18 protein-coding genes and 1 pseudogene are annotated in these 20,364 nt (G+C 60.5%); 6 read left to right on the forward strand and 13 right to left on the reverse strand.

Translation table 11 applies throughout. From position 1 onward, the window contains the following. Positions 1 to 106: 106 nt before the first annotated feature. A pseudogene (locus ACYZTW_RS30745) lies at positions 107 to 370 on the forward strand (sigma factor); the annotation flags it as partial. Positions 371 to 739: 369 nt separating this feature from the next. Then, a complete protein-coding gene (locus ACYZTW_RS30750; RefSeq protein ID WP_462003001.1) occupies positions 740 to 1,369 on the forward strand; it encodes a glutathione S-transferase family protein in 630 nt (209 codons plus the stop codon). A gap of 210 nt (positions 1,370 to 1,579) precedes the next feature. Here ACYZTW_RS30750 and creD read toward each other — a convergent pair whose 3' ends face one another. The 4 genes from creD to rloA2 all read right to left on the reverse strand — a co-directional run bounded on the left by creD (position 1,580) and on the right by rloA2 (position 5,909). Further along, complete coding sequence (gene creD / locus ACYZTW_RS30755; protein WP_462003002.1) at positions 1,580 to 2,950, reverse strand: cell envelope integrity protein CreD; 1,371 nt, start codon at positions 2,948 to 2,950, stop codon at positions 1,580 to 1,582. Between the two features lie 276 nt (positions 2,951 to 3,226). Then, a complete protein-coding gene (creC, locus tag ACYZTW_RS30760; protein WP_462003003.1) occupies positions 3,227 to 4,648 on the reverse strand; it encodes a two-component system sensor histidine kinase CreC in 1,422 nt (473 codons plus the stop codon). Continuing rightward, entirely contained in the window at positions 4,648 to 5,328 is a 681-nt protein-coding gene (creB, locus tag ACYZTW_RS30765; protein WP_462003004.1) for a two-component system response regulator CreB, read from the reverse strand. The genes creC and creB overlap by 1 nt, the downstream gene beginning before the upstream one ends. Positions 5,329 to 5,402: 74 nt before the next feature. Further along, positions 5,403 to 5,909 (reverse strand): retropepsin-like aspartic peptidase RloA2, encoded by a 507-nt coding sequence (rloA2, locus tag ACYZTW_RS30770; protein ID WP_033053442.1) that lies wholly within the window; start codon positions 5,907 to 5,909, stop codon positions 5,403 to 5,405. 335 nt (positions 5,910 to 6,244) lie between these two features. Here rloA2 and ACYZTW_RS30775 point away from each other — a divergent pair, with 335 nt between their 5' ends. Further along, entirely contained in the window at positions 6,245 to 7,177 is a 933-nt protein-coding gene (locus ACYZTW_RS30775) for an acyltransferase (protein WP_462003005.1), read from the forward strand. On the opposite strand, the gene ACYZTW_RS30780 is transcribed toward ACYZTW_RS30775, so the two are convergent. Continuing rightward, entirely contained in the window at positions 7,127 to 7,678 is a 552-nt protein-coding gene (locus ACYZTW_RS30780; protein WP_462003006.1) for a DUF2780 domain-containing protein, read from the reverse strand. The two genes, ACYZTW_RS30775 and ACYZTW_RS30780, sit on opposite strands and share 51 nt — an antisense overlap. A 214-nt stretch (positions 7,679 to 7,892) precedes the next feature. Here ACYZTW_RS30780 and ACYZTW_RS30785 point away from each other — a divergent pair, with 214 nt between their 5' ends. From ACYZTW_RS30785 to ACYZTW_RS30795, 3 genes are read left to right on the forward strand one after another with little or no spacing between them, the layout of a single operon-like run. Continuing rightward, on the forward strand, positions 7,893 to 8,483 hold the full coding sequence (locus ACYZTW_RS30785) for a fasciclin domain-containing protein (RefSeq protein ID WP_462003007.1): 591 nt from the start codon (positions 7,893 to 7,895) through the stop codon (positions 8,481 to 8,483). Positions 8,484 to 8,537: 54 nt separating this feature from the next. Next, entirely contained in the window at positions 8,538 to 9,173 is a 636-nt protein-coding gene (locus tag ACYZTW_RS30790; protein WP_462003008.1) for a sigma-70 family RNA polymerase sigma factor, read from the forward strand. Further along, the gene (locus tag ACYZTW_RS30795; protein ID WP_462003009.1) at positions 9,170 to 9,844 is read left to right on the forward strand and encodes an anti-sigma factor; all 675 of its coding nucleotides are present in this window, start codon (positions 9,170 to 9,172) and stop codon (positions 9,842 to 9,844) included. The genes ACYZTW_RS30790 and ACYZTW_RS30795 overlap by 4 nt, the downstream gene beginning before the upstream one ends. A gap of 254 nt (positions 9,845 to 10,098) precedes the next feature. On the opposite strand, the gene fdhA is transcribed toward ACYZTW_RS30795, so the two are convergent. From fdhA to ACYZTW_RS30835, 8 genes are all read right to left on the reverse strand, one after another. Further along, positions 10,099 to 11,298: a formaldehyde dehydrogenase, glutathione-independent gene (fdhA, locus tag ACYZTW_RS30800; protein WP_007947729.1), complete on the reverse strand. Its 1,200-nt coding sequence runs from the start codon at positions 11,296 to 11,298 to the stop codon at positions 10,099 to 10,101. 224 nt (positions 11,299 to 11,522) lie between these two features. Continuing rightward, positions 11,523 to 12,380 carry a formyltetrahydrofolate deformylase gene (purU, locus tag ACYZTW_RS30805; RefSeq protein WP_008147101.1) on the reverse strand — a complete coding sequence of 286 codons (858 nt, stop codon included), beginning with the start codon at positions 12,378 to 12,380 and terminating at the stop codon, positions 11,523 to 11,525. A gap of 212 nt (positions 12,381 to 12,592) precedes the next feature. After that, on the reverse strand, positions 12,593 to 13,225 hold the full coding sequence (locus ACYZTW_RS30810; RefSeq protein WP_462003010.1) for a sarcosine oxidase subunit gamma: 633 nt from the start codon (positions 13,223 to 13,225) through the stop codon (positions 12,593 to 12,595). Positions 13,226 to 13,373: 148 nt separating this feature from the next. Further along, positions 13,374 to 16,391, reverse strand: coding sequence for a sarcosine oxidase subunit alpha (locus ACYZTW_RS30815; RefSeq protein ID WP_462003011.1), 3,018 nt, complete (start codon positions 16,389 to 16,391; stop codon positions 13,374 to 13,376). Further along, a complete protein-coding gene (locus ACYZTW_RS30820; protein ID WP_046045315.1) occupies positions 16,388 to 16,717 on the reverse strand; it encodes a sarcosine oxidase subunit delta in 330 nt (109 codons plus the stop codon). The genes ACYZTW_RS30815 and ACYZTW_RS30820 overlap by 4 nt, the downstream gene beginning before the upstream one ends. A 14-nt stretch (positions 16,718 to 16,731) precedes the next feature. Then, entirely contained in the window at positions 16,732 to 17,982 is a 1,251-nt protein-coding gene (locus ACYZTW_RS30825) for a sarcosine oxidase subunit beta (RefSeq protein WP_007947735.1), read from the reverse strand. Positions 17,983 to 18,005: 23 nt separating this feature from the next. Next, a complete protein-coding gene (glyA, locus tag ACYZTW_RS30830; protein WP_033053962.1) occupies positions 18,006 to 19,259 on the reverse strand; it encodes a serine hydroxymethyltransferase in 1,254 nt (417 codons plus the stop codon). A gap of 283 nt (positions 19,260 to 19,542) precedes the next feature. Then, positions 19,543 to 20,262, reverse strand: a complete 720-nt coding sequence (locus ACYZTW_RS30835) for a TraX family protein (protein ID WP_462003012.1) — start codon at positions 20,260 to 20,262, stop codon at positions 19,543 to 19,545. Positions 20,263 to 20,364 lie beyond the last annotated feature (102 nt).

Here is a 20,364-nt window from a genome sequence, read left to right on the forward strand (position 1 = left end):
AATCTGGTTATCCCAACCCGACCAGCGCCAATTGCTTACCTCCCCCGCCTCTGCCACAATCGCGAACAATTCTCGTTAGTTAAAACTTCCCAATCGGTGATGCTGCGTGTCGTCAGTCCAAAGCCCTCAAAGTGAGCTCGTTGGTGCGTTGTATCGCGACCATCGCGGTTGGCTATTGGCCTGGCTGCGACGCAATGTGGCCTGTCTGCAACGGGCCGAAGACCTGAGTCAGGACACTTTCGTGCGATTGCTGGGCCGTGAAGAACTGAAGGAACCGCGTGAACCGCGCGCGTTTCTGGTGGCGATTGCCAAGGGTCTGCTGTTCGACTATTTCCGCCGCGCCGCGCTGGAGCAGGCCTACCTCACCGACCCTGAGCTGGCTTGGCCTGGGCATTCCCGCAATCCTCGCCCTGCGCGGCCTGCTGCAACGCCGCTGATCCAAATCGATTAGCGGACTCCTGTAGCAGCTGCCGAGCAGCGCGAGGCTGCGTTCGGCTCGGGCCGCGTTCGGACGCAGCAGTCGTGAATCCTGCGACCAAGTTGTTTCAGACAAATCGCGTTTGCCGGATTGCGGCCGCTACGCAGCCGAACGCAGCCTCGCGCTGCTCGGCAGCCGCTACAGGGCCACAGATCGCTGCAGTCACACGACGACATCCGCTTTGGGTTCGATTGCCAACCGTTTGAGCTCCCGGACCAACGCGCTATGCTGCCCAGCACTGCCCCACACCGAGACGCTGCCATGTCCGCCCCCAGCATGACCCTGTTCCACAACTCTTTGTCGCCCTTCGTTCGCAAAGTCATGGTGCTGCTGCACGAAACCGGTCAACAGGACCGCGTGGTGCTGCAAGACTGCGTGCTCACGCCGGTCAGCCCGGACCTGATACTCAACGAAGACAATCCGCTGGGTAAAATTCCAGCCTTGCGCCTGGCCGATGGCAACGTCATCCATGACAGCCGGGTGATCCTCGATTACCTCGACCACCAGCACGTCGGCAACCCGCTGATACCGCGTGACGGCTCGGCCCGCTGGCGGCGCCTGACCCTGGCCTCCCTGGCCGACGGGATCATGGACGCTGCGGTGCTGATTCGTTATGAAGTCGCCCTGCGTGCCCCGGAAAAACACTGGGACGAATGGCTCGATGGCCAGCGCGAGAAGATTCGTCGTGGCCTGGCATTGCTGGAAGCGGATGCGATTGCCGAGCTGACCAGCCATTTCGATGTGGCGGCGATCAGTGTTGCCTGTGCGTTGGGTTACCTGGATTTGCGCCATCCGGATCTGGAATGGCGCACGACGAATCCGAAGCTGGCGAACTGGTACTTTGAGGTGAGTCAGCGGTCTTCGATGGTGGCGACTATGCCGAAGGTTTAGAACTTCGCTGACTGTCAGGACCTCTTCGCGAGCAGGCTCGCTCCCACAGTTGATCTTTGGTGTGCACAAACCTTGTGTTCACTGGAGATCCCTTGTGGGAGCGAGCCTGCTCGCGAATGCACCACACCGAATCAACTGGAAATAACCCGACTATCAGCGTCGCCAACACCTCTCCCTCCCGCTGATCCTCACGCAACCCCAACGACCGGCTCATTCCACCGCTCCAATATCAAACGCCAGCGGCTTGGCCGACTTCTGCCCAATCCCATACCAGTCCAGCTTGCGGGTCAGCACCATGAACACGCCCAGCAATCCGAACAACAGCAGCGACCCCATCAACAACGCGTAATCCTCTGCACTGAGCAAGCCATAGAGCAAGCCATACAACGCCGCCAATCCCGCCGAAAAACTCAAGCCGTGACGCACGCTGCGCAGCACATGGCAGACATAAAAACCGATCAACAACACACAGCCGCCCGCCGACAGCAGGTACGCCAGGGCAAAGCCGATGTGCTCGGACAGCGACAGCAACAGCAGGTAGAAAAACGCCAGGGCCACGCCCACCAGCGCATATTGCACCGGGTGTACCGCCAGGCTTTTCAACACTTCGAAGAGGAAGAAACCGGCGAAGGTCAGGACGATAAACAGCAATGCATATTTGATGGCCCGATCGCTTTTCAAGTACTGATCCACCGGGTCGATGAAGCTCACCCCGAAACTGCGGCCGGTGTAGGCTTCGCAGTCTCCGCCGGACACGCAACTGCTCAAGGCCTCTTGCAGGTTGGTGGAGAAAAACGAGGTCTGCCAATTGGCGGTGAAGCCCTGATCACTGACTTCACGCTGGGCCGGCAGGTAGTTGCCGATGAAACTCGGATGCGGCCAATTGGCGGCCAGCGATACGTTGCTGGTCTTGCCCACCGGTAGAATCTGCAACTGGCCAGTGCCTTGCAGTCGCAGGTCGAAACCGAAGGCCAGTTCTGTGGCTTGCTTCGCGTCGAGCGCCGGCAGGGTGACATGCACGCCCTCCCCCAACCAGCCCACCTGGCTACCGGGAACGAAGTCGAGATTCTGGCCATTGAGCTCGAGTTTCAGAGCGTTTTCGATGCCGCGAATGTCGCTGATCCCGACCGCCAAAAACGGTTGGTCGAACTGGTAATCGGCGAAATCCTCCTTGATACCCAATTGAGCCGGGATCGAAAAATGCCCGCTGATGCGGTTGTCCGCATGAAACAGACGCGCCTCATAAATGCCCCGGGAACGCAGTTCCGTCTGGACCTGGCCGTCGAGTTCGAAGCGCTCCGGGAGGAAATACAAACGACCGCGTTCTTCACCCACTTCCTGGTAACGCGCGTTGGTTTTTTCGTTGAGCTTCCAGGTGCGCACCACTTTGCGATACGGCACCACCATCAGCGGCCCGCTCAGTTGCTGGCTGTAGCTGGAACTGCGGGCGATGTCTTCGAGGACACCGTCGCGCAGTTGCTGGCGATCCTGAATCACACCGTTGATCATCAGGAGCGGGATCAGCAACAACAGAATCAGAAGGGCTATCGCCCCGAGTTTTAGGGTCAGGCTGCGGTTCATGGGACTCTCCCTGTTTGGATGGGGGAGAGTCTGGAATGGGCGTGTGGGGGTTTTGTGGGGGGAATGTGGAGAGTGTGTGAGAAGTTCAAGAACCACCCCTCACCCTAACCCTCTCCCCAGAGGGTAGAGGGGACTGACCGAGGTGTTCTTAGCGGTACATCGACCTGAAATATCGAGTCGAACTCAGGTTTTGAAAAGCATGAAGATCGGCTCCCTCTCCCCCTCTCCCCTCTGGGGCGGTCCGACGTTTCGGGAGGGCTGGGGTGAGGGGTGGTTCTAAGCAGGCACACACAATTTGACCTCTACACCGCCATCGACATTGCCAATGCTCATCCCCCCGCCATGCAGCTTCACCACTTCCTCAACAAAGTTAAGCCCCAACCCCGTGCTCTTGCGCCCGCTGTCCGGCCGCGGCAATGAGTAAAACCGCTCACTCAACCTAGGCAACGCATAGTCGGGAATCGCCTCAGCCTGATTGAACAACCTGAGCTCGATCTGCTCCCCAATGCGTTCGGCGCTGAATCGCAGCAAGCCCCGAGCCGGGGTGAAATCCAAAGCGTTCTCCAGCAGATTGCCCAGCGCCTGACGCAACAGAAACGGTTCACCGGTCATCGCAAAATCCGCTGGAAGTAATTGTTCTACGCGCAACTGCTTGCCTTCGATTCTCGCCGCCTGAGCACTCAGCAATTCATCCACCAACTTCGCCAGCGGCACCGCCACCCGCTCCTCCAGCCCCTGGCGTTGCTCGACCAGGGCCAGATTCAACAGGCGTTCGATCAACTGCTGCATCCGCGCACTTTCGCTGTCGATGTTGCTGACAAAACGCTGCTGCTGGGCCAGCGGCATCTCGCCTTGCAGCAACTCCGCCGCCCCGCGAATCGCCGCCAGCGGGCTTTTCAGTTCGTGGGTCAATGTGTGCACGTAACGCTCAACGTAGGCTTTGCCTTCGAGTTGCGTGCGCATCTGCTCCACCGCCGTCGCCAGTTGTTCCAGTTCGCCGCCACGGTAGTGCGGAACCTCGACCCGACGACCTTCACTGACTGCCTGAGCATAAGCCGTCAGCCGCCGCAACGCCGTGCTCAACCACCACGACAACAGCGCGCCGAATAGCAGACCGAGGCCGATCAGACCGGCACCCCAGGCAAGCAATCGCCGTTCAGTGCGATCAACGTATGGCTGCAGCGAGCTGTTGGGTTTGGCGACGGTGACCACGCCGATGATCTGGCCGTTGTCGCGAATCGGGGCACCGACATGCATGACCGAGGAGTTCGGATCGTTCGGATCGCTGCGGCTGGAACGAGCGCCGTATTCACCACGCAGGGTCAGGTAAACGTCGTTCCAGCGCGAGTAATCCTGCCCCACTGCCACACCGCTGGAGTCCAGCACCACGACGCCCTTGGCATCGGTGACGTAGATGCGGTGGTTGACCTGGTTCTTCGGCAATCCCCAGATGCTCGCCTTCGGTTGCCGTTCGCCATAAGCCTTGAGCAGTTCGGGCCAGCGGTTCTGATTCAGGGTGCCGGCCTTGAAGTCGTCGCGCAGGATTTCGGCCATCAGGTTGGCGGTGTCGACCAGGGTTTCTTCGGTGGATTGGCGCACGCCGGGACGAATTTCTTCCATCACGGTGTTCAGCACAAAGTAGCCGGTCAAGCCAATAAACAGCACGTAAACCAGAAAAATCCGAATCCCCAGCGGCATCAGCTACGCCCCGGGTTGTAGCTGTAACCGAGGCCGCGATGGGTCTGGATCGGTTCCGCGTCAGCCTTCACCTGACGCAATTTGGCGCGCACGCTCTTGATGTGGCTGTCGATGCTGCGCTCGTAACCGGCATCGGCGGCGACGCCCAGCGCATCGAGCAATTGCTCGCGGCTGAAGACGCGTTCGGGTTGGTCCAGCAGGCATTGCAGCAGGCGGAACTCATGGCGAGTCAGGGTTAGAAGCTCACCGCGGTAGCTGATCTGCACTCGCTCGCTGTCGATGCGAAACAGCGCCGATGACACCTCGGTGGTCGCTCGCGGCGCCATGCGTTTGAGAATCGCCCGGACCCGCGCCGCCACCTCCCGTGGGCTGAACGGCTTGACCACGTAATCGTCGGCACCGATTTCCAGGCCCACAACGCGATCGATTTCAGCATCACGGGCGCTGAGGAAGATCACCGGTACTTCGCTGAAACGCCGCAATTGCTTGCAGGTTTCGAAGCCGCTGATGTCCGGCAGACCGATGTCGAGAATGATCAGGTCAGCCGGGGTCTGGCGCTGATGCCCAAGCGCAGCGGCGCCAAGGCTCAGCCAGGTAGTGGTGAAGCCCTCACCCTGCAAGGCGAAAATCAGGGTGTCGGCAATCGCCGCTTCGTCTTCGACTATCAGGATATGAGGCATGGCGTCCGAGCCCGGGAGTTAAGTGGGCGAACGGTGCCCCAAGGCTCACGTCACGTCAATGAGACCACTTGAAATCAGCAGTCGGGTTTGTCCGCCGTAAAGCGCCGTGCCGGGTTCACCGCCGCGCCGAACTCACGCAAGGCTTTGGCACCGATCAACAAAGGGTAGTTGAAGCTGCTGCGGTCGGTGAGGTTGACCTCTACGGTGCGCTTGACGTTGCCCAGGCACAGTTCCAGATCGACCACCGGACGCTTGGTGGGTTCGACGGCTTCCTTGTCATCCTCGTCTTCTTCGGAGCGGGTCTTGATCTTGCTGATCCGCGCGACCTTGTGTTCATAGACCTTGTTACTCGCGCCTTTGGTGGCGAGGCGGAAGCGCACCCACTCGTCGCCATCGCGGGTAAAGGTTTCGATGTCTTTGGCCGACAGCGACGCGGTCAGGGCGCCGGTGTCCATCTTGGCCTTGAGGACTTCACCACCGATTTCCGGCAGCGCGATGTATTCATAGCGCCCGTACAGGGTCGGCTCAGCAGCCAGGACCGGCAGGGCTACGAGGGAAAGCAGTGCAAGGAGAGATTTCACGTAATGGGCTTCCTTGAGAAAATTGGGGCGCAGAGGCCAAATTCTAGACCGCAAAAAACAACGATAGTTGGATCAGTACAACCTTTGTGGCGAGGGAGCTTGCTCCCGTTCGGCTGCGCAGCAGTCGTAGTACGGCTCACAGGGTGTACCTGAAAAATCGAAGTGCATGGTTTTGGGGCCGCTTCGTAGCCCAGCGGGAGCAAGCTCCCTCGCCACAGAGATCTCATAACTCTGGGAGGTTAGCGGTTCGAACGTGAAACATTCGTCGTCACCGATTTGGCCTGCCGTCCGAAGCTGCTTATCATTGCGCGCCCAAATGCTTTCAAGAGTTATTTATGCGCCGCCTGCTCACCGGCTGTTTCGTTACCCTGCTGCTGTTGCTCAACACCTTGGTCCTGTTCGGGCCGCTGATGGTGTTCGCCTTACTCAAGCTGGTCCTGCCCGGGCGCTTTCGTGATTACGCCTCATGGACGGTGATGGGGATTGCCGAGACCTGGGCCGAAATCGACAAGCTGATTTTCCGCCTGTGTATCCCCACGCAATGGGACATCCGTGGCGGCGATGACCTGCGGGTCGACACGTCGTACCTGGTGATCAGCAACCATCAATCGTGGGTCGATATCCCGGCATTGATCCAAACACTGAACCGACGCACGCCGTTCTTCAAGTTCTTCCTCAAGAAAGAGTTGATCTGGGTGCCGTTCCTGGGGCTGGCCTGGTGGGCGCTGGATTACCCGTTCATGAAACGCTACACCAAGGCATTCCTGGCGAAACACCCTGAGTTGGCCGGCAAGGACCTGGAGATCACCCAAGCGGCGTGCGAGTTGTACACGCGTCAGCCGGTGACGGTGGTCAATTACCTGGAAGGCACACGCTTTACCGCTGCGAAACGTGCCCAGCAGCAATCACCCTTCACCCACCTGCTCAGGCCCAAGGCCGGCGGTGTGGCGTTTGTACTGGCGGCAATGGGCGAACAACTGGATGCCGTTCTCGATGTGACGGTGGTGTATCCGCAGCAGACGATTCCGGGATTCTGGGATTTGCTCAGCGGCAACGTGCCGAGGGTCATCATCGACATCAAGACCCGCGAACTCGACCTGGCGCTGTGGCAGGGCGATTACGAAAACGATCCGCAGTTTCGCGAAACCATCCAGAACTGGGTCAACCAGCTCTGGATCGAGAAGGACCAGCGCATTGACGCGTTGCGCGCCGCTGAATCAACTACCGGTGCCTGCGCCCCAGATCCCGCCGAGGTTTTGCAGCAGTGAACCGCCGACGCCCTGCTGACCGAAAAATTGCAGAAGCACGGGGGCAAACAGGCCGATCATGCTGGTGTCCATGCCCAATGCGCTGAAGGCACTGTTCAGGTCGTTGGCGTTCTTCACGTTGCCCAAGACGTTGTCCAGACCTGCCGCTTGACCGGACGAGCCAAGCAAGCCGCTGAGGACACCCAGTCCACCGCCACCGGACAGTAAGTCGATTCCGGGCACGCTTTTGGCCAACTCCGAGTAGTCGGTCGAACTCAGTTGATTCTTCGCCAGACCGAGCATCGCCCCGGCACCGCCAATGGCTTGTTGTGACGTCACGTTCAATTGGCTGAGCGCACTCAGCAGATCGGCCGTCTGCGCGGTCGGCGCGGCCGCGGCGGCGTCATCGCCCTGCGTGCCGGAGATGGCATTGGCCGCATCGAACAGGCTGAACTGAGCAAAGACCGGACTGGCTGCCAGACACATCAGCGAAGCCAGTGCAAAACCGCATGAAATCTTCATTCAGACATCCTCATGTGCCATGAAAACCGCCCGGCAATGGGCGGCGCAAAACCGTGTGTTGGACTGGCATCCCGGGGGATTGTTCCGAGCCTTGGCGAGCCCCCGACGAACAGCAGAAAAAGAATGGTCCGGCGCTGCATCCGGTCTGGTCCCGCCCGCGTATATCAAGCACGGACAGACATTCCTGGCCGATTCCCTTACGAGGATCATCACCATGAAACGCACTTCGATCAAAACGCCGTTGATTGCCAGCCTGCTGACCCTGGCCCTTGGCGGTGGATTCGCCCTGAACACCGTGCAAGCGGCAGACACGAGCCATGCAGTCATCGTCGGCGGCCAAAGCATGATGCCGAGCAAGGACATCATCGATAACGCGGTGAACTCCGCCGACCACACCACCCTGGTCGCCGCCGTGAAAGCCGCAGGCTTAGTGGACACCCTCAAGGGCAAAGGCCCGTTCACCGTGTTCGCCCCGGTCAACTCGGCCTTCGCTGCGCTGCCGGCCGGCACTGTCGATACCCTGCTCAAAGCCGCCAACAAGGCGACCCTGACTCACGTCCTCACCTACCACGTGGTCGCGGGGAAACTCGACATGCTGACCCTGGCCGAGAAGATCAAGGCCGGTGGCGGCAAGGCCGAACTGACCACCGTCGCAGGCGGCAAGCTGTGGGCGATGATGAACGGCCCGCACAACATCACGATCAAGGATGAAAAAGGTGACGTCGCCGACATCACCACCTATGACGTGTACCAGTCCAATGGCGTGATTCAGGTCATCGACAAAGTACTGATGCCGAAAAGCTGAGGGGTGCCGCCGACCCTGAGCATCAGGGTCGGCGGTTTTGTGAGGTGGCCACCCGTGAATGGAACAACGGCGTACCGTGAACTAACCTGTGCCTGCAACCGGCACCTCACGCAGCCCACCTCGATTGCCTGGAGAACTGCCATCCCCATCGCCGACGCCGATCAGCTCAGGCAGCTTCTGGCCCAGTGTTCACTGGGCGACCGCCGCGCTTTCGAGACGCTTTACCGCAGCGTCGGCCCACGGCTGCATGGCGTAGCGCTGCGTTTCATGGGGCGACCGGATCTGGCTGAAGAAGTGCTGCAGGAAAGCTTCGTGCGCATCTGGAACAACGCCTCGCGCTACGAGGCGCATCTGTCGGCACCGCTGACCTGGATGATCAACATCACCCGTCATCAGGCCATCGACCAGTTGCGCAAACACCGCGACCGGCCGTTAAGCGACCTTGAAGAACAGGCGCTGGTGGATGAAAGCCCATCGGCCCACGAACAGCTAAGCCGTGCCCGTGAGGCCAACGCGTTGAATCGCTGCCTGGAAAGCCTCGACGGCATGCAGCGTCAATCGATCACTGTGGCTTACTTTCAGGGGTTGTCCTGCTCTGAACTCGCCGAACACCTGGCCGCGCCGCTGGGCTCGGTGAAATCCTGGATCCGCCGCGGTATGGAGCGACTGCGCAGGTGCCTTGAATCATGAACTATCAAACCCCGACCTTGCGCCGCGCCCTCACCGCCGATTACGCCATTGGCTTGATGCCCTCTGCGGCTCGTCGGCGTTTTGAACAGTTGTTGCTGGAAGACGCGGCGCTTCGTGCGGAATTAGCGCAATGGCAAGAAAGCCTGGCCAGTTTGACCGAAGCCCTGCCCGAGCAGCCGGTGCCGGATCGCGTGTGGAAAGGCATCACCGCACGAATCGAACCGCAAGTGCTGCATGTGCCAGAGAAGCGTCCGTTCTGGAACTGGTTGCGGGTGACGGCGGCGGTTTGCTCGCTGGTGATCGCCGTGACCTTAGGCGTGTTCTATAACCACGACAATGCGCGTTACAGCGCCACGCTGCTGACTGCCGACGCGCAACCTGCGCTGAAGGTTGAGGCGCATGAGGATTATTTGAAATTTGAGCCGCTGACGCTGGCAGCGGTTGATCCGGGGCGCAGTTTGGAGTTGTGGGCGATTCCGGCGGATGGAAAACCGATTTCCCTTGGTGTGATTCCGGCGGGCGGTAAAGGCAAGGTTGAACTGAGCGACGCGCAGAAGGCGCTGATTGGCAAACCGATTGCGTTGGCGGTCAGTCTTGAGCCGACGGGTGGTTCGCCGACCGGGCAGCCAACGGGGCCGGTGTTGTATCAAGGGGCGTTGGCAGTGTTGTAAACCACCCCTCACCCTAGCCCTCTCCCAGAGGTAGAGGGGACTGACCGAGTTGTTCTTAGAGCTACATCGACCTGAAATATCGAGTCGAACTCAGGTTCTGAAAACGACGGAGATCGGCTCCCTTTCCCCTCTCCCCTATGGGGCGGTCCGACGTTTCGGGAGGGCTGGGGTGAGGGGTGGCTCTCAGACTCACCAACAATCTTAGCCATAAAAAACGGCGACCCAAGGGTCGCCGTTTTCTCTTGCCTGAAGCCTTACGCCGCACTAAACAACTTGTGCGGATCAATCACAAACTTCTTCGGCACGCCCGCATCGAACTCGCCATAACCACGTGGCGCGTCATCCAGGCTGATGACTTCCACGCCAACGATGTCGGCAATATGGATACGGTCCCACATGATCGCCTGCATCAGCTGGCGGTTGTACTTCATGACTGGCGTTTGACCAGTGTGGAAGCTGTGGGATTTGGCCCAGCCCAGACCGAAGCGGATGCTCAGGCTGCCCATTTTCGCGGCGGCATCGACTGCACCCGGATCTTCAGTCACGTACAGGCCAGGAATACCGATTTTGCCGGCAACCCGAACCACGCCCATCAGCGAGTTCAGCACGGTGGCCGGCGCCTCGTGTTTCACGCCGTCATGGCCATGACCACGCGCTTCGAAGCCCACGGCGTCGACGGCGCAATCCACTTCTGGCTCGCCAAGCAGCGCAGCGATTTGTTCGTGCAGCGGGGTGTCCAGGGACAGGTCGGCGATTTCGAAACCCTGCGCCTTGGCGTGTGCCAGGCGGACGGTGTTGACGTCGCCGATGATCACTACCGCCGCGCCCAACAGGCGAGCGGAAGCGGCAGCGGCCAGACCGACAGGACCGGCACCGGCGATGTACACGGTGCTGCCCGGGCCAACGCCGGCCGTCACTGCGCCGTGGTAACCGGTCGGCAGGATGTCGGAGAGGCAGGTCAGGTCGCGGATTTTTTCCATCGCGCGATCGCGATCCGGGAGTTTCAGCAGGTTGAAATCCGCGTACGGCACCATCGCGTATTCAGCCTGACCGCCGGTCCAGTCGCCCATGTCGACGTAACCGTAGGCACCGCCGGGACGGGCCGGGTTAACACTCAGGCAGACGCCGGTGTGCATTTCCTTGCAGGAACGGCAGCGCCCGCAAGCCACGTTGAACGGTACGGACACCAGGTCGCCGATCTGCAGGTTCTCGACGTCGCTGCCCTTCTCGATCACTTCACCAGTGATTTCGTGACCCAGGACCAGGCCGGTTTGCGCCGTGGTACGACCGCGCACCATGTGCTGATCGGAACCACAGATGTTGGTGGAAACCACACGCAGGATGACAGCATGGTTAATCTTCCTGCCGCGCGGGTCCTGCATTTTTGGATAGTCGATTTTCTGTATTTCGACTTTGCCGTTGCCGAGATACACCACACCACGATTGCCAGACATGCTTTCACCTCGCTGTTGTTTTTATGTAGCGGTCGCGTCGCCATGGAACGGCGGCGCGTTGATTGCTCGGGTTATTGCCTGTGTGTTTTTACGTTGTTTGTTATGCCGCCATCGCGAGCAGGCTCACTCCCACAGTTGAACTTTGGTGTGACTGAGATCTGTGGGCAGACACAAATCCCCTGTGGGAGCGAGCCGGCTCCGGGCGGCGTTCCGACGATAGCGATCTAAAGAACGACAGTGCGATTAGCGTTCAAGAACACTCGTCTTTCAATGTGATAACCCACGGCCCGGGCCAGGGTCAGCCCCTCGATATCCCGCCCCTTGGCGATCAGGTCTTCGGGGTAATGACTATGGTCCACAGCCTCCACACCCTGGGCGATGATCGGGCCTTCGTCCAGGTCGTTGTTGATGTAATGCGCCGTCGCGCCGACCAGTTTCACGCCCTTGTTATAGGCCTGGTGATAGGGCTTGGCGCCCTTGAAACCCGGCAGCAGGGAGTGATGGATGTTGATCGCCTTGCCGTCGAGTTTGCGGCACAGCTCTGGCGACAGGACTTGCATGTAACGGGCAAGGATCACCAGTTCGGCGCCGGACTCTTCGATCACCTGCCAGACCTGACGCTCCTGGGAGGGTTTGTCATTCGGGTCCAGCGGGAAGTGGTAGTACGGAATCTGGTGCCAGTCGGCCAACGGTTTGAGATCCGGGTGGTTGGAAACTACGGCGGCCACGTCCATGGACAATTGGCCGATGCGCTGGCGGTAGAGCAAATCGTTGAGGCAGTGATCGGCCTTGGAAACCATGATCACCACTTTCGGCCGGTAGTTCGGTGCCGTGAGTTCGAAGATCATGCCGAAGGCTTGGCCGCGTTCTTCGAGCCCTGCGCGGAAGGCTTGTTCGTCGAAGCCATCAGGCTGGCGGAATTCCACGCGAATGAAGAAACGACCGGAGAGCCGATCATCAAAGGAATGGTGCTCGGTGACGTAGCAGCCCTGCTCGAACAGAAAGCGGGTCACCGCGTCCACGGTGCCGAGAACGCTTGGGCAGTCGGCGGTCAGAATCCATGTGTCTGGGGCGCGGCTCATAGTGCGGTGACTCCTGTTCGTTGTGCTGGGTGTCAGGGAAATCCACCCCTCACCCTAGCCCTCTCCCCAAAGGGGCGAGGGGACTGACCGAGGTGCTCTTGGAGCTCCGTCGACCTGAAATATCGAGTCGAACTCAGGCTTCGGAAACGCTAGAGATCTGCTCCCTTTCCCCCTCTCCCCCGTGGGGAGAGGGCTGGGGTGAGGGGTCGATCTCAAGCCTGAACGCTAAGCCCGTATTCAGCCGCAGCATCCTGCAACCACAACCACCAGTAATCCGAGAAGCTGCGACGAATCAGCAGTTCCCAGGTGTCTTCGGCGGTATGGCGGATCACCAGTTGCGACTTGGCAAACACGGTCCCCACAGCCTTGCCCACCGGGAAGCTGTTCGGGTGCACGTCGTAGCTGGTGGACTTCATCAGCACCTGGCGCACGTTCGGGCCGCTCAGTTCGAGGAGCTGCTGGCCGCCGCTGACGTTGGTGATCGCGATGTGCAGGTCGCCCAGCGCTTCACGCAGTTTCTGCTCGGCGGCGAACTCTTCACCGGTCGGCACGATCAGCAGCCATTCATCCGGCCCCATCCATTGCAGGCTGGTTTCGCCTTTGACGACGACGGTCAGCGCGCCCGGCAATTCGATACCGAGGGCTTTGTGCACGCCGGCAGCGAACGCAGCATCATGGCCATCGCCACGAATGGTCAGGTGGCCGAGGAGTTTTTTCTCACGCACGATCACGCCGGCGCTTTTGCGGCCCTTGCCCACCAGGCTTGGCAGGCCTGCGTGATGCAGCGACGACTCGGCCTTGGCCCCAGTGGTTGGGCGTTGTTGGTAAACATTGGCTGCGGTCATAAAGCACCTGTTCTAGATTCTGTTGGTCCTGTGGAGGCAGTTCTGCCGCCTTCGCGAGCAGGCTCGCTCCCACATTTGACCGCGTTCCCCTGTGGGAGCGAGCCTGCTCGCGAAGGCGGTAGCAGGCACCCCACAAGACCCGAGGCCATTAAATGTTCTGGCGATCACCCTTTGGATCGAAGAACACCGAAGAAACGATTTCCGCCTCGATCACGCTGCCATCGGCCAGCGGTGCGAACACGCGCTCACCGATACGCTTCAAGCCGCCCTTGACCACACCCATGGCAAACGAATAGCCGAGGGAGTTGTGCAGGTAGCTGGAGGTGACGTGACCGACCATCGTCATCGGGATCGCTTGCTTGGTGTTGAACACCAGTTGCGCACCTTCCGGCAGCCATTTGGTCGGATCGATCGGCTTCAGACCAACTAACTGTTTGCGCTGATCACGCACGCAGTCTTCGCGGTTCATGCCACGCTGGCCAATCCACGAGAACGGTTTGGTGCGACCGACACACCAGCCCATGTTCAGGTCGTCCGGGGTCATCGACCCGTCAGTGTCCTGCCCAACGATGATGAAGCCCTTCTCCGCCCGCAGGACGTGCATGGTTTCGGTGCCGTACGGGGTCAGGTTGTACTTCTTCCCGGCCTCGACGATTTTCTCGAGAACGCCCATGGCGTAGTCGGCTTGCACGTTGACTTCGTACGACAGCTCACCGGTAAACGAAATCCGGAACACCCGCGCCGGCACACCGCCGACCAGACCTTCTTTCCAGGTCATGAACGGGAACGCTTCGTTGCTCAGATCGATGTCGGTGACTTCGCTGAGCAGCTTGCGGCTGTTCGGCCCGGACAGGGTCATGGTTGCCCAGTGATCCGTCACGGAAGTGAAGTACACCTTCAGGTCTGGCCATTCGGTCTGGTGGTAGATTTCCAGCCATTGCAGCACGCGTGCTGCGCCGCCGGTGGTGGTGGTCATCACGAAGTGGTTGTCAGCGAGACAGGCGGTTACGCCGTCGTCGAAGACCATGCCGTCTTCTTTGCACATCAGGCCGTAGCGCGCCTTGCCCACGTCGAGCTTGGTCCAGGCGTTGGTGTAGATACGGTTGAGGAACTCACGCGAATCCGGGCCCTGGATGTCGATTTTGCCCAGGGTCGAAGCGTCCAGCAGGCCGACGCTGTCGCGCACGGCTTTGCATTCGCGCTTCACAGCAGCATGCAGGTCTTCACCGTTTTTCGGGAAGTACCACGGACGTTTCCACTGACCGACGTCTTCAAACTCGGCACCGTTCTTCACGTGCCAGTGATGCAGCGCGGTGAAACGCACAGGCTCGAAGATGTGCCCACAGTGACGGCCGGCCACGGCGCCAAATGTTACCGGCGTGTAGTTCGGGCGGAACATGGTGGTGCCCATCTGCGGGATGGTCACGTTCAGCGAACGGGCGGCGATGGCCAGACCGTTGACGTTGCCAAGCTTGCCCTGGTCAGTGCCGAAGCCCAGTGCGGTGTAGCGTTTGACGTGCTCGACCGACTCGAAGCCTTCGCGGGTCGCCAGTTCGATGGCGGCGGCGGTGACGTCGTTTTGCAGGTCGACGAATTGCTTCGGCGCACGTGCGGTGTTCTTTTCGTGCGGCACTTGGAACAGCGCCAGTGTTGGCTCTTCCAGACGGCTCAGGGCTTTCGGCAAGGTGCCTTCGACCACACTGAAACCGGCTTCGCTGGCTGCGCGAGCGCCGCCTTCAAAACCATCGGCCAGAGAATCGCCGAGACCGTAGACGCCGTTGATGCCACCGACGCACACGCGTTTCTGCGGTGCTTCGCCCGGTACGAAACCGAGGATGTCTTCACGCCAGATCGGCTTGCCACCCAAGTGCGACGCCAGGTGAACCACCGGGCTGTAACCGCCGGAGCTGGCGACCAGGTCGCATTCAAGCCACTCACCTGGACTGGTCACGGAGTGCGCTTTGACATCGATCGCGGCAACGCGAGCGGCAGTCACGTGCTTGCTGCCACGCGCCTCGATCACGGCGCTGCCGGTCAGGATGCGGATGCCTTTGGCGCGCGCTTCTTCAACCAACGCACCGCGCGGATTGCTGCGGGCATCGGCGATGGCGACGACTTGCAGGCTGGCGTCGAGCCAATCCAGAGCAACACGATAGGCGTGATCGTTGTTGGTCGACAGCACCAGTTTTTTGCCCGGTGCCACGCCGTAACGACGCACGTAAGTCGACACAGCGCCGGCGAGCATGTTGCCCGGCACGTCGTTGTTGCCGTAAACCAGCGGACGCTCGTGAGCGCCGGTCGCCAGCACTACACGCTTGGCGCGAACCCGGTGGATGCGCTGACGCACCTGGCCAATCGGGGCGCGGTCGCCGAGGTGATCGGTCAGGCGCTCGTGAATGGTCAGGAAGTTATGGTCGTGGTAACCGTTGACCGTGGCGCGCGGCAACAGCAGCACGTCCGGGGTGTCTTTGAGCTCGGCGATGACGCTGGCAACCCATTCGGTGGCCGGTTTGCCGTCGAGGCTTTCGCGGGAATCGAGCAGGCTGCCGCCGAACTCTTCCTGCTCATCGGCGAGGATCACGCGGGCACCGCTGCGGGCAGCCGCCAGTGCAGCGGCCAGGCCAGCTGGGCCACCGCCGACGATCAGCACGTCGCAGTGCTGGTTCATGTAGTCGTAGGTGTCCGGATCGTTCTCAGTCGGCGAGCGGCCTAAACCTGCGGCCTTACGAATGTACTTCTCGTAAGTCATCCAGAACGATTGCGGGTACATGAAGGTTTTGTAGTAGAAGCCCGGCGGCATCAGCTTGCCGCCGACCTTGCCGAGAATCCCCATCATGTCGTTGTTCACGCTCGGCCAGCCGTTGGTGCTGGTGGCGACCAAACCTTGATACAGCGCTTGTTGCGTGGCGCGTACGTTCGGGATCTGCGTGGCTTCGGTCGCGCCGATCTGCAGCACGGCGTTCGGCTCTTCGGCACCGGCGGCAAAGATGCCGCGCGGACGGGAATACTTGAAGCTTCGACCGATGATGTCGACACCGTTGGCCAGCAAGGCCGCGGCCAGGGAATCGCCCTCAAAGCCTTTGTAGGTCTGGCCATTGAAGGTGAAGCTCAGCACTTTGTTGCGGTCGATCCGTCCGCCGTTGGACAGGCGATTGATCTGGCTCATACCTTCTCTCCCAGAGCCGTGGTGGCCGCTTTCGGGCTATCGGTCTTGTCGGTGAATTGTGGCTTGGTGCCGATCTTGTAAGTCTCGAGAATCTCGTAGGTCACGGTGTCACGGGTGGCGTTGAAATACTGACGGCAACCGGCGACGTGATCCCACAGCTCGTGGTGCAGACCGCGAGGGTTGTCGCGGAAGAACATGTAGTCGCCCCACTCCTCGTCGGTGCAGTTGGTCGGATCCAGAGGGCGCGGGATGTGCGCCTGGCCGGATGCGTGGAATTCCTCTTCGGAGCGCAGTTCGCCGCAGTGAGGACAGAAGATATGCAACATGGGGATTTCTCCTGTTAGTGGGCAACCGCAGCAGCGCCGTGTTCATCGATCAACGCACCGTTGTGGAAACGGTCGATGGAGAAAGGTGCAGCCAATGGGTGCATTTCACCCTTGGCCAGACTCGCGGCAAACACGTTGCCCGAGCCAGGTGTTGCCTTGAAGCCACCGGTGCCCCAACCGCAGTTGAAGAACATGTTCGGGACCGGGGTTTTCGAGATGATCGGGCACGCATCCGGCGTGGTGTCGACGATGCCGCCCCACTGACGGTTCATGCGCACGCGGGACAACACCGGGAACATCTCGACGATGGCCTGAATGGTGTGCTCGATCACCGGGTACGAACCACGCTGGCCGTAGCCGTTGTAGCCGTCGATACCGGCGCCGATCACCAGGTCGCCCTTGTCGGACTGGCTGATGTAACCGTGTACGGCGTTGGACATGATCACGCTGTCGATAATCGGCTTGATCGGCTCGGACACCAGCGCTTGCAGCGGGTGGGATTCGATCGGCAGACGGAAACCGGCGAGTTTGGCCATGTGTCCGGAGTTACCGGCGGTCACTACACCGACGCGCTTGGCGCCGATGAAGCCTTTGTTGGTTTCAACACCGATGCACACGCCGTTTTCCTTGCGGAAGCCGATCACTTCGGTCTGTTGAATCAAGTCCACGCCCAAGGCGTCAGCGGCACGGGCAAAGCCCCACGCCACGGCATCGTGACGAGCCACGCCGCCGCGACGCTGGACGGTTGCACCCATCACCGGGTAGCGCGTGTTCTTCGAGCAGTCGAGGTACGGAATCTCATCGGCCACTTGTTTGGCATCGAGCAGTTCACCATCGACGCCGTTGAGGCGGTTGGCGCTGACACGACGCTCGGAATCACGGATGTCCTGCAGGGTGTGGCACAGGTTATAGACGCCACGCTGGGAGAACATCACGTTGTAGTTCAGGTCCTGGGACAGGCCTTCCCACAGTTTCATCGCGTGTTCGTACAGGTGCGCCGACTCGTCCCACAGGTAGTTGGAGCGAACGATGGTGGTGTTGCGCGCGGTGTTACCGCCGCCCAGCCAGCCTTTCTCGACCACGGCCACGTTGGTGATGCCGTGCTCTTTGGCCAGGTAGTAGGCGGTCGCCAGACCATGCCCGCCACCGCCGACGATGACCACGTCATAGACCTTTTTAGGGGTCGGCGTGCGCCACATTTTCTGCCAGTTTTCGTGATGGCTGAGGGAGTGTTTGAAGAGGCCGAAGCCCGAGTAGCGTTGCATAGTCATTTACTCCAAAACCGCGCTCAGCGATAAACCGGGAAGTCCGCGCACAGGGCCGAAACTTGCTGGGCGACATTGGCCTCGACATCGGCGTCGCCGAGGTTGTCGAGGATGTCGCAGATCCAGCCGGCAAGCGTGACGCACTGGGTAACCTTGAAGCCGCGAGTGGTCACCGCCGGGGTGCCAATGCGCAGGCCGGAGGTCACGAACGGCGACTGTGGATCGTTCGGGACAGCGTTCTTGTTCACGGTGATGTGGGCGCGACCGAGTGCTGCATCCGCCTCTTTGCCGGTGAGGCCCTGACGGATCAGGCTGACCAGGAACAGGTGGTTGTCGGTACCGCCGGACACTACATCGTAGCCGCGTTTGATAAATACGCCGGCCATGGCCTGGGCGTTGTCGATCACTTGTTGCTGGTAAGCCTTGAAACCGGGCTCCAGCGCTTCCTTGAAGCACACCGCTTTACCCGCGATCACGTGCATCAGCGGGCCGCCCTGGGCACCCGGGAAGACTGCCGCGTTGAGCTTCTTCTCGATTTCTTCGTTGGACTTGCACAGGATCAGGCCGCCACGTGGACCGCGCAGGGTCTTGTGGGTGGTGGTGGTGACCACATCGGCGTACGGCAGCGGGTTCGGGTACAGGCCGGCAGCGACCAGACCTGCAACGTGAGCCATGTCGACGAACAGCAGCGCACCGACCTTGTCGGCGATCTGACGGAAGCGTGGGAAGTCGAGGGTCTTGGAATAGGCCGAGAAGCCAGCGACGATCATCTTCGGCTTGCACTCGACGGCCAGGCGCTCGACTTCGTCGTAGTCGATCAACCCGGTCTTGGTGTCAATGCCGTACTGCACGGCGTTGTACAGCTTGCCCGACGACGACACCTTGGCACCGTGGGTCAGGTGACCGCCATGGGCCAGGCTCATGCCGAGGATGGTGTCGCCGGCCTGCAGCAGAGCCAGGTAAACGGCGCTGTTGGCCGAGGAGCCGGAGTGCGGCTGCACGTTGGCGTAGTCGGCGCCGAACAGTTGCTTGGCGCGTTCGATGGCCAGCGCTTCAACTTTATCGACGTGCTCGCAGCCACCGTAGTAGCGCTTGCCCGGATAGCCTTCGGCGTATTTGTTGGTCAGGCCACTGCCTTGCGCTTCCATGACGCGTTTGCTGGTGTAGTTCTCTGACGCGATCAGCTCGATGTGATCTTCCTGGCGTTGCTCCTCGGCATTCATCGCCGCCAGCAGTGCATCGTCGTAACCCTGGATCTGGTCTTGCTTGCTGAACATCGCGTCTCTCCCAGCGGCGGCGGTGCGCCATTCGTCTCGGTGAGGCACGTACCTTTCGGCAGTGCCCTTTGGTTGCGATGGTATGACCGGCGCAGACAGGCCAAATGCCTACGGACGCCACGCAAAGGTGCGTTTACGACATGGCGGGAAATGGCATGCCGAACACACTCCTCAAATCAGCAAAGAACCCTGTGGGAGCGAGCCTGCTCGCGAAGGCGGTGTATCAGCAACGGTGATGTCGCCTGGCACGCCCTCTTCGCGAGCAGGCTCGCTCCCACAGGGGTTAGGCGATTGTCTGTCGCACTGCGAGCAACAATAGAAAATGCATCGGATAGAGCGCATACGCCCAGCGACGCATCGGCGGTGGAGGTTTGAACCGGCCGGCGTGGCGCAACAAAAGCAGGCCAGCCAATGGCGCGATCAGACAAGCGGCGATGCCGAGGATGGCTTCACTGTTGCGAAACTGCGCGGCGGAATACAGCACTGGCCACTGATTGGCTGCCAGACAGACCCATCCCGGCAACAGGCTGAAATACCAGGGACGCCTGATCACCAGCAACATCGCCAGCGGTAATAACACGCCGAAGAAGCCGAACATCAGGCGTTCTGGAAACAGCGCCGCCAGCAGCAAGGCGCCTGCCGCCAACAGCCGCGCTTGCAGGGTTCGGTCCTGCCAGCCACGGGCCACCAGCAATCCCAGCGCCAACGTGGGCAGCACATTCAAGGTGTCGGGATCAGGCATGTACATCCGGTAGGGCATTTCGCTGAGGGCGCTAAACAGCAGCAACCAGCCCAGATAACGCCACTGGCCGTCGGTCGTCACGGCGCGGGCCCGCGCCACGTTTGCGGCCATCGCCAGACAGAACCACGGGAACGCTAACCGACCCGGCACATACAGCAGATCGACGGAATAGCCGACATATCGCAGGTGATCGAGCACCATGCAGAGCAGCGCCAGCCACTTGAGCAGATCCAGTGCCCCATCCCTTTGCGTCATGTGCATAATTGCCCGTCGTCTTTGTATTTTTCTGACAGCATCATCGCGTGTGCTCCCCGGACGATCTTCGGTAAAGTGCGCACCATCATTGACCACGCTGCTCTTCAC

The organism is Pseudomonas sp. LB3P25, assembly GCF_054897985.1.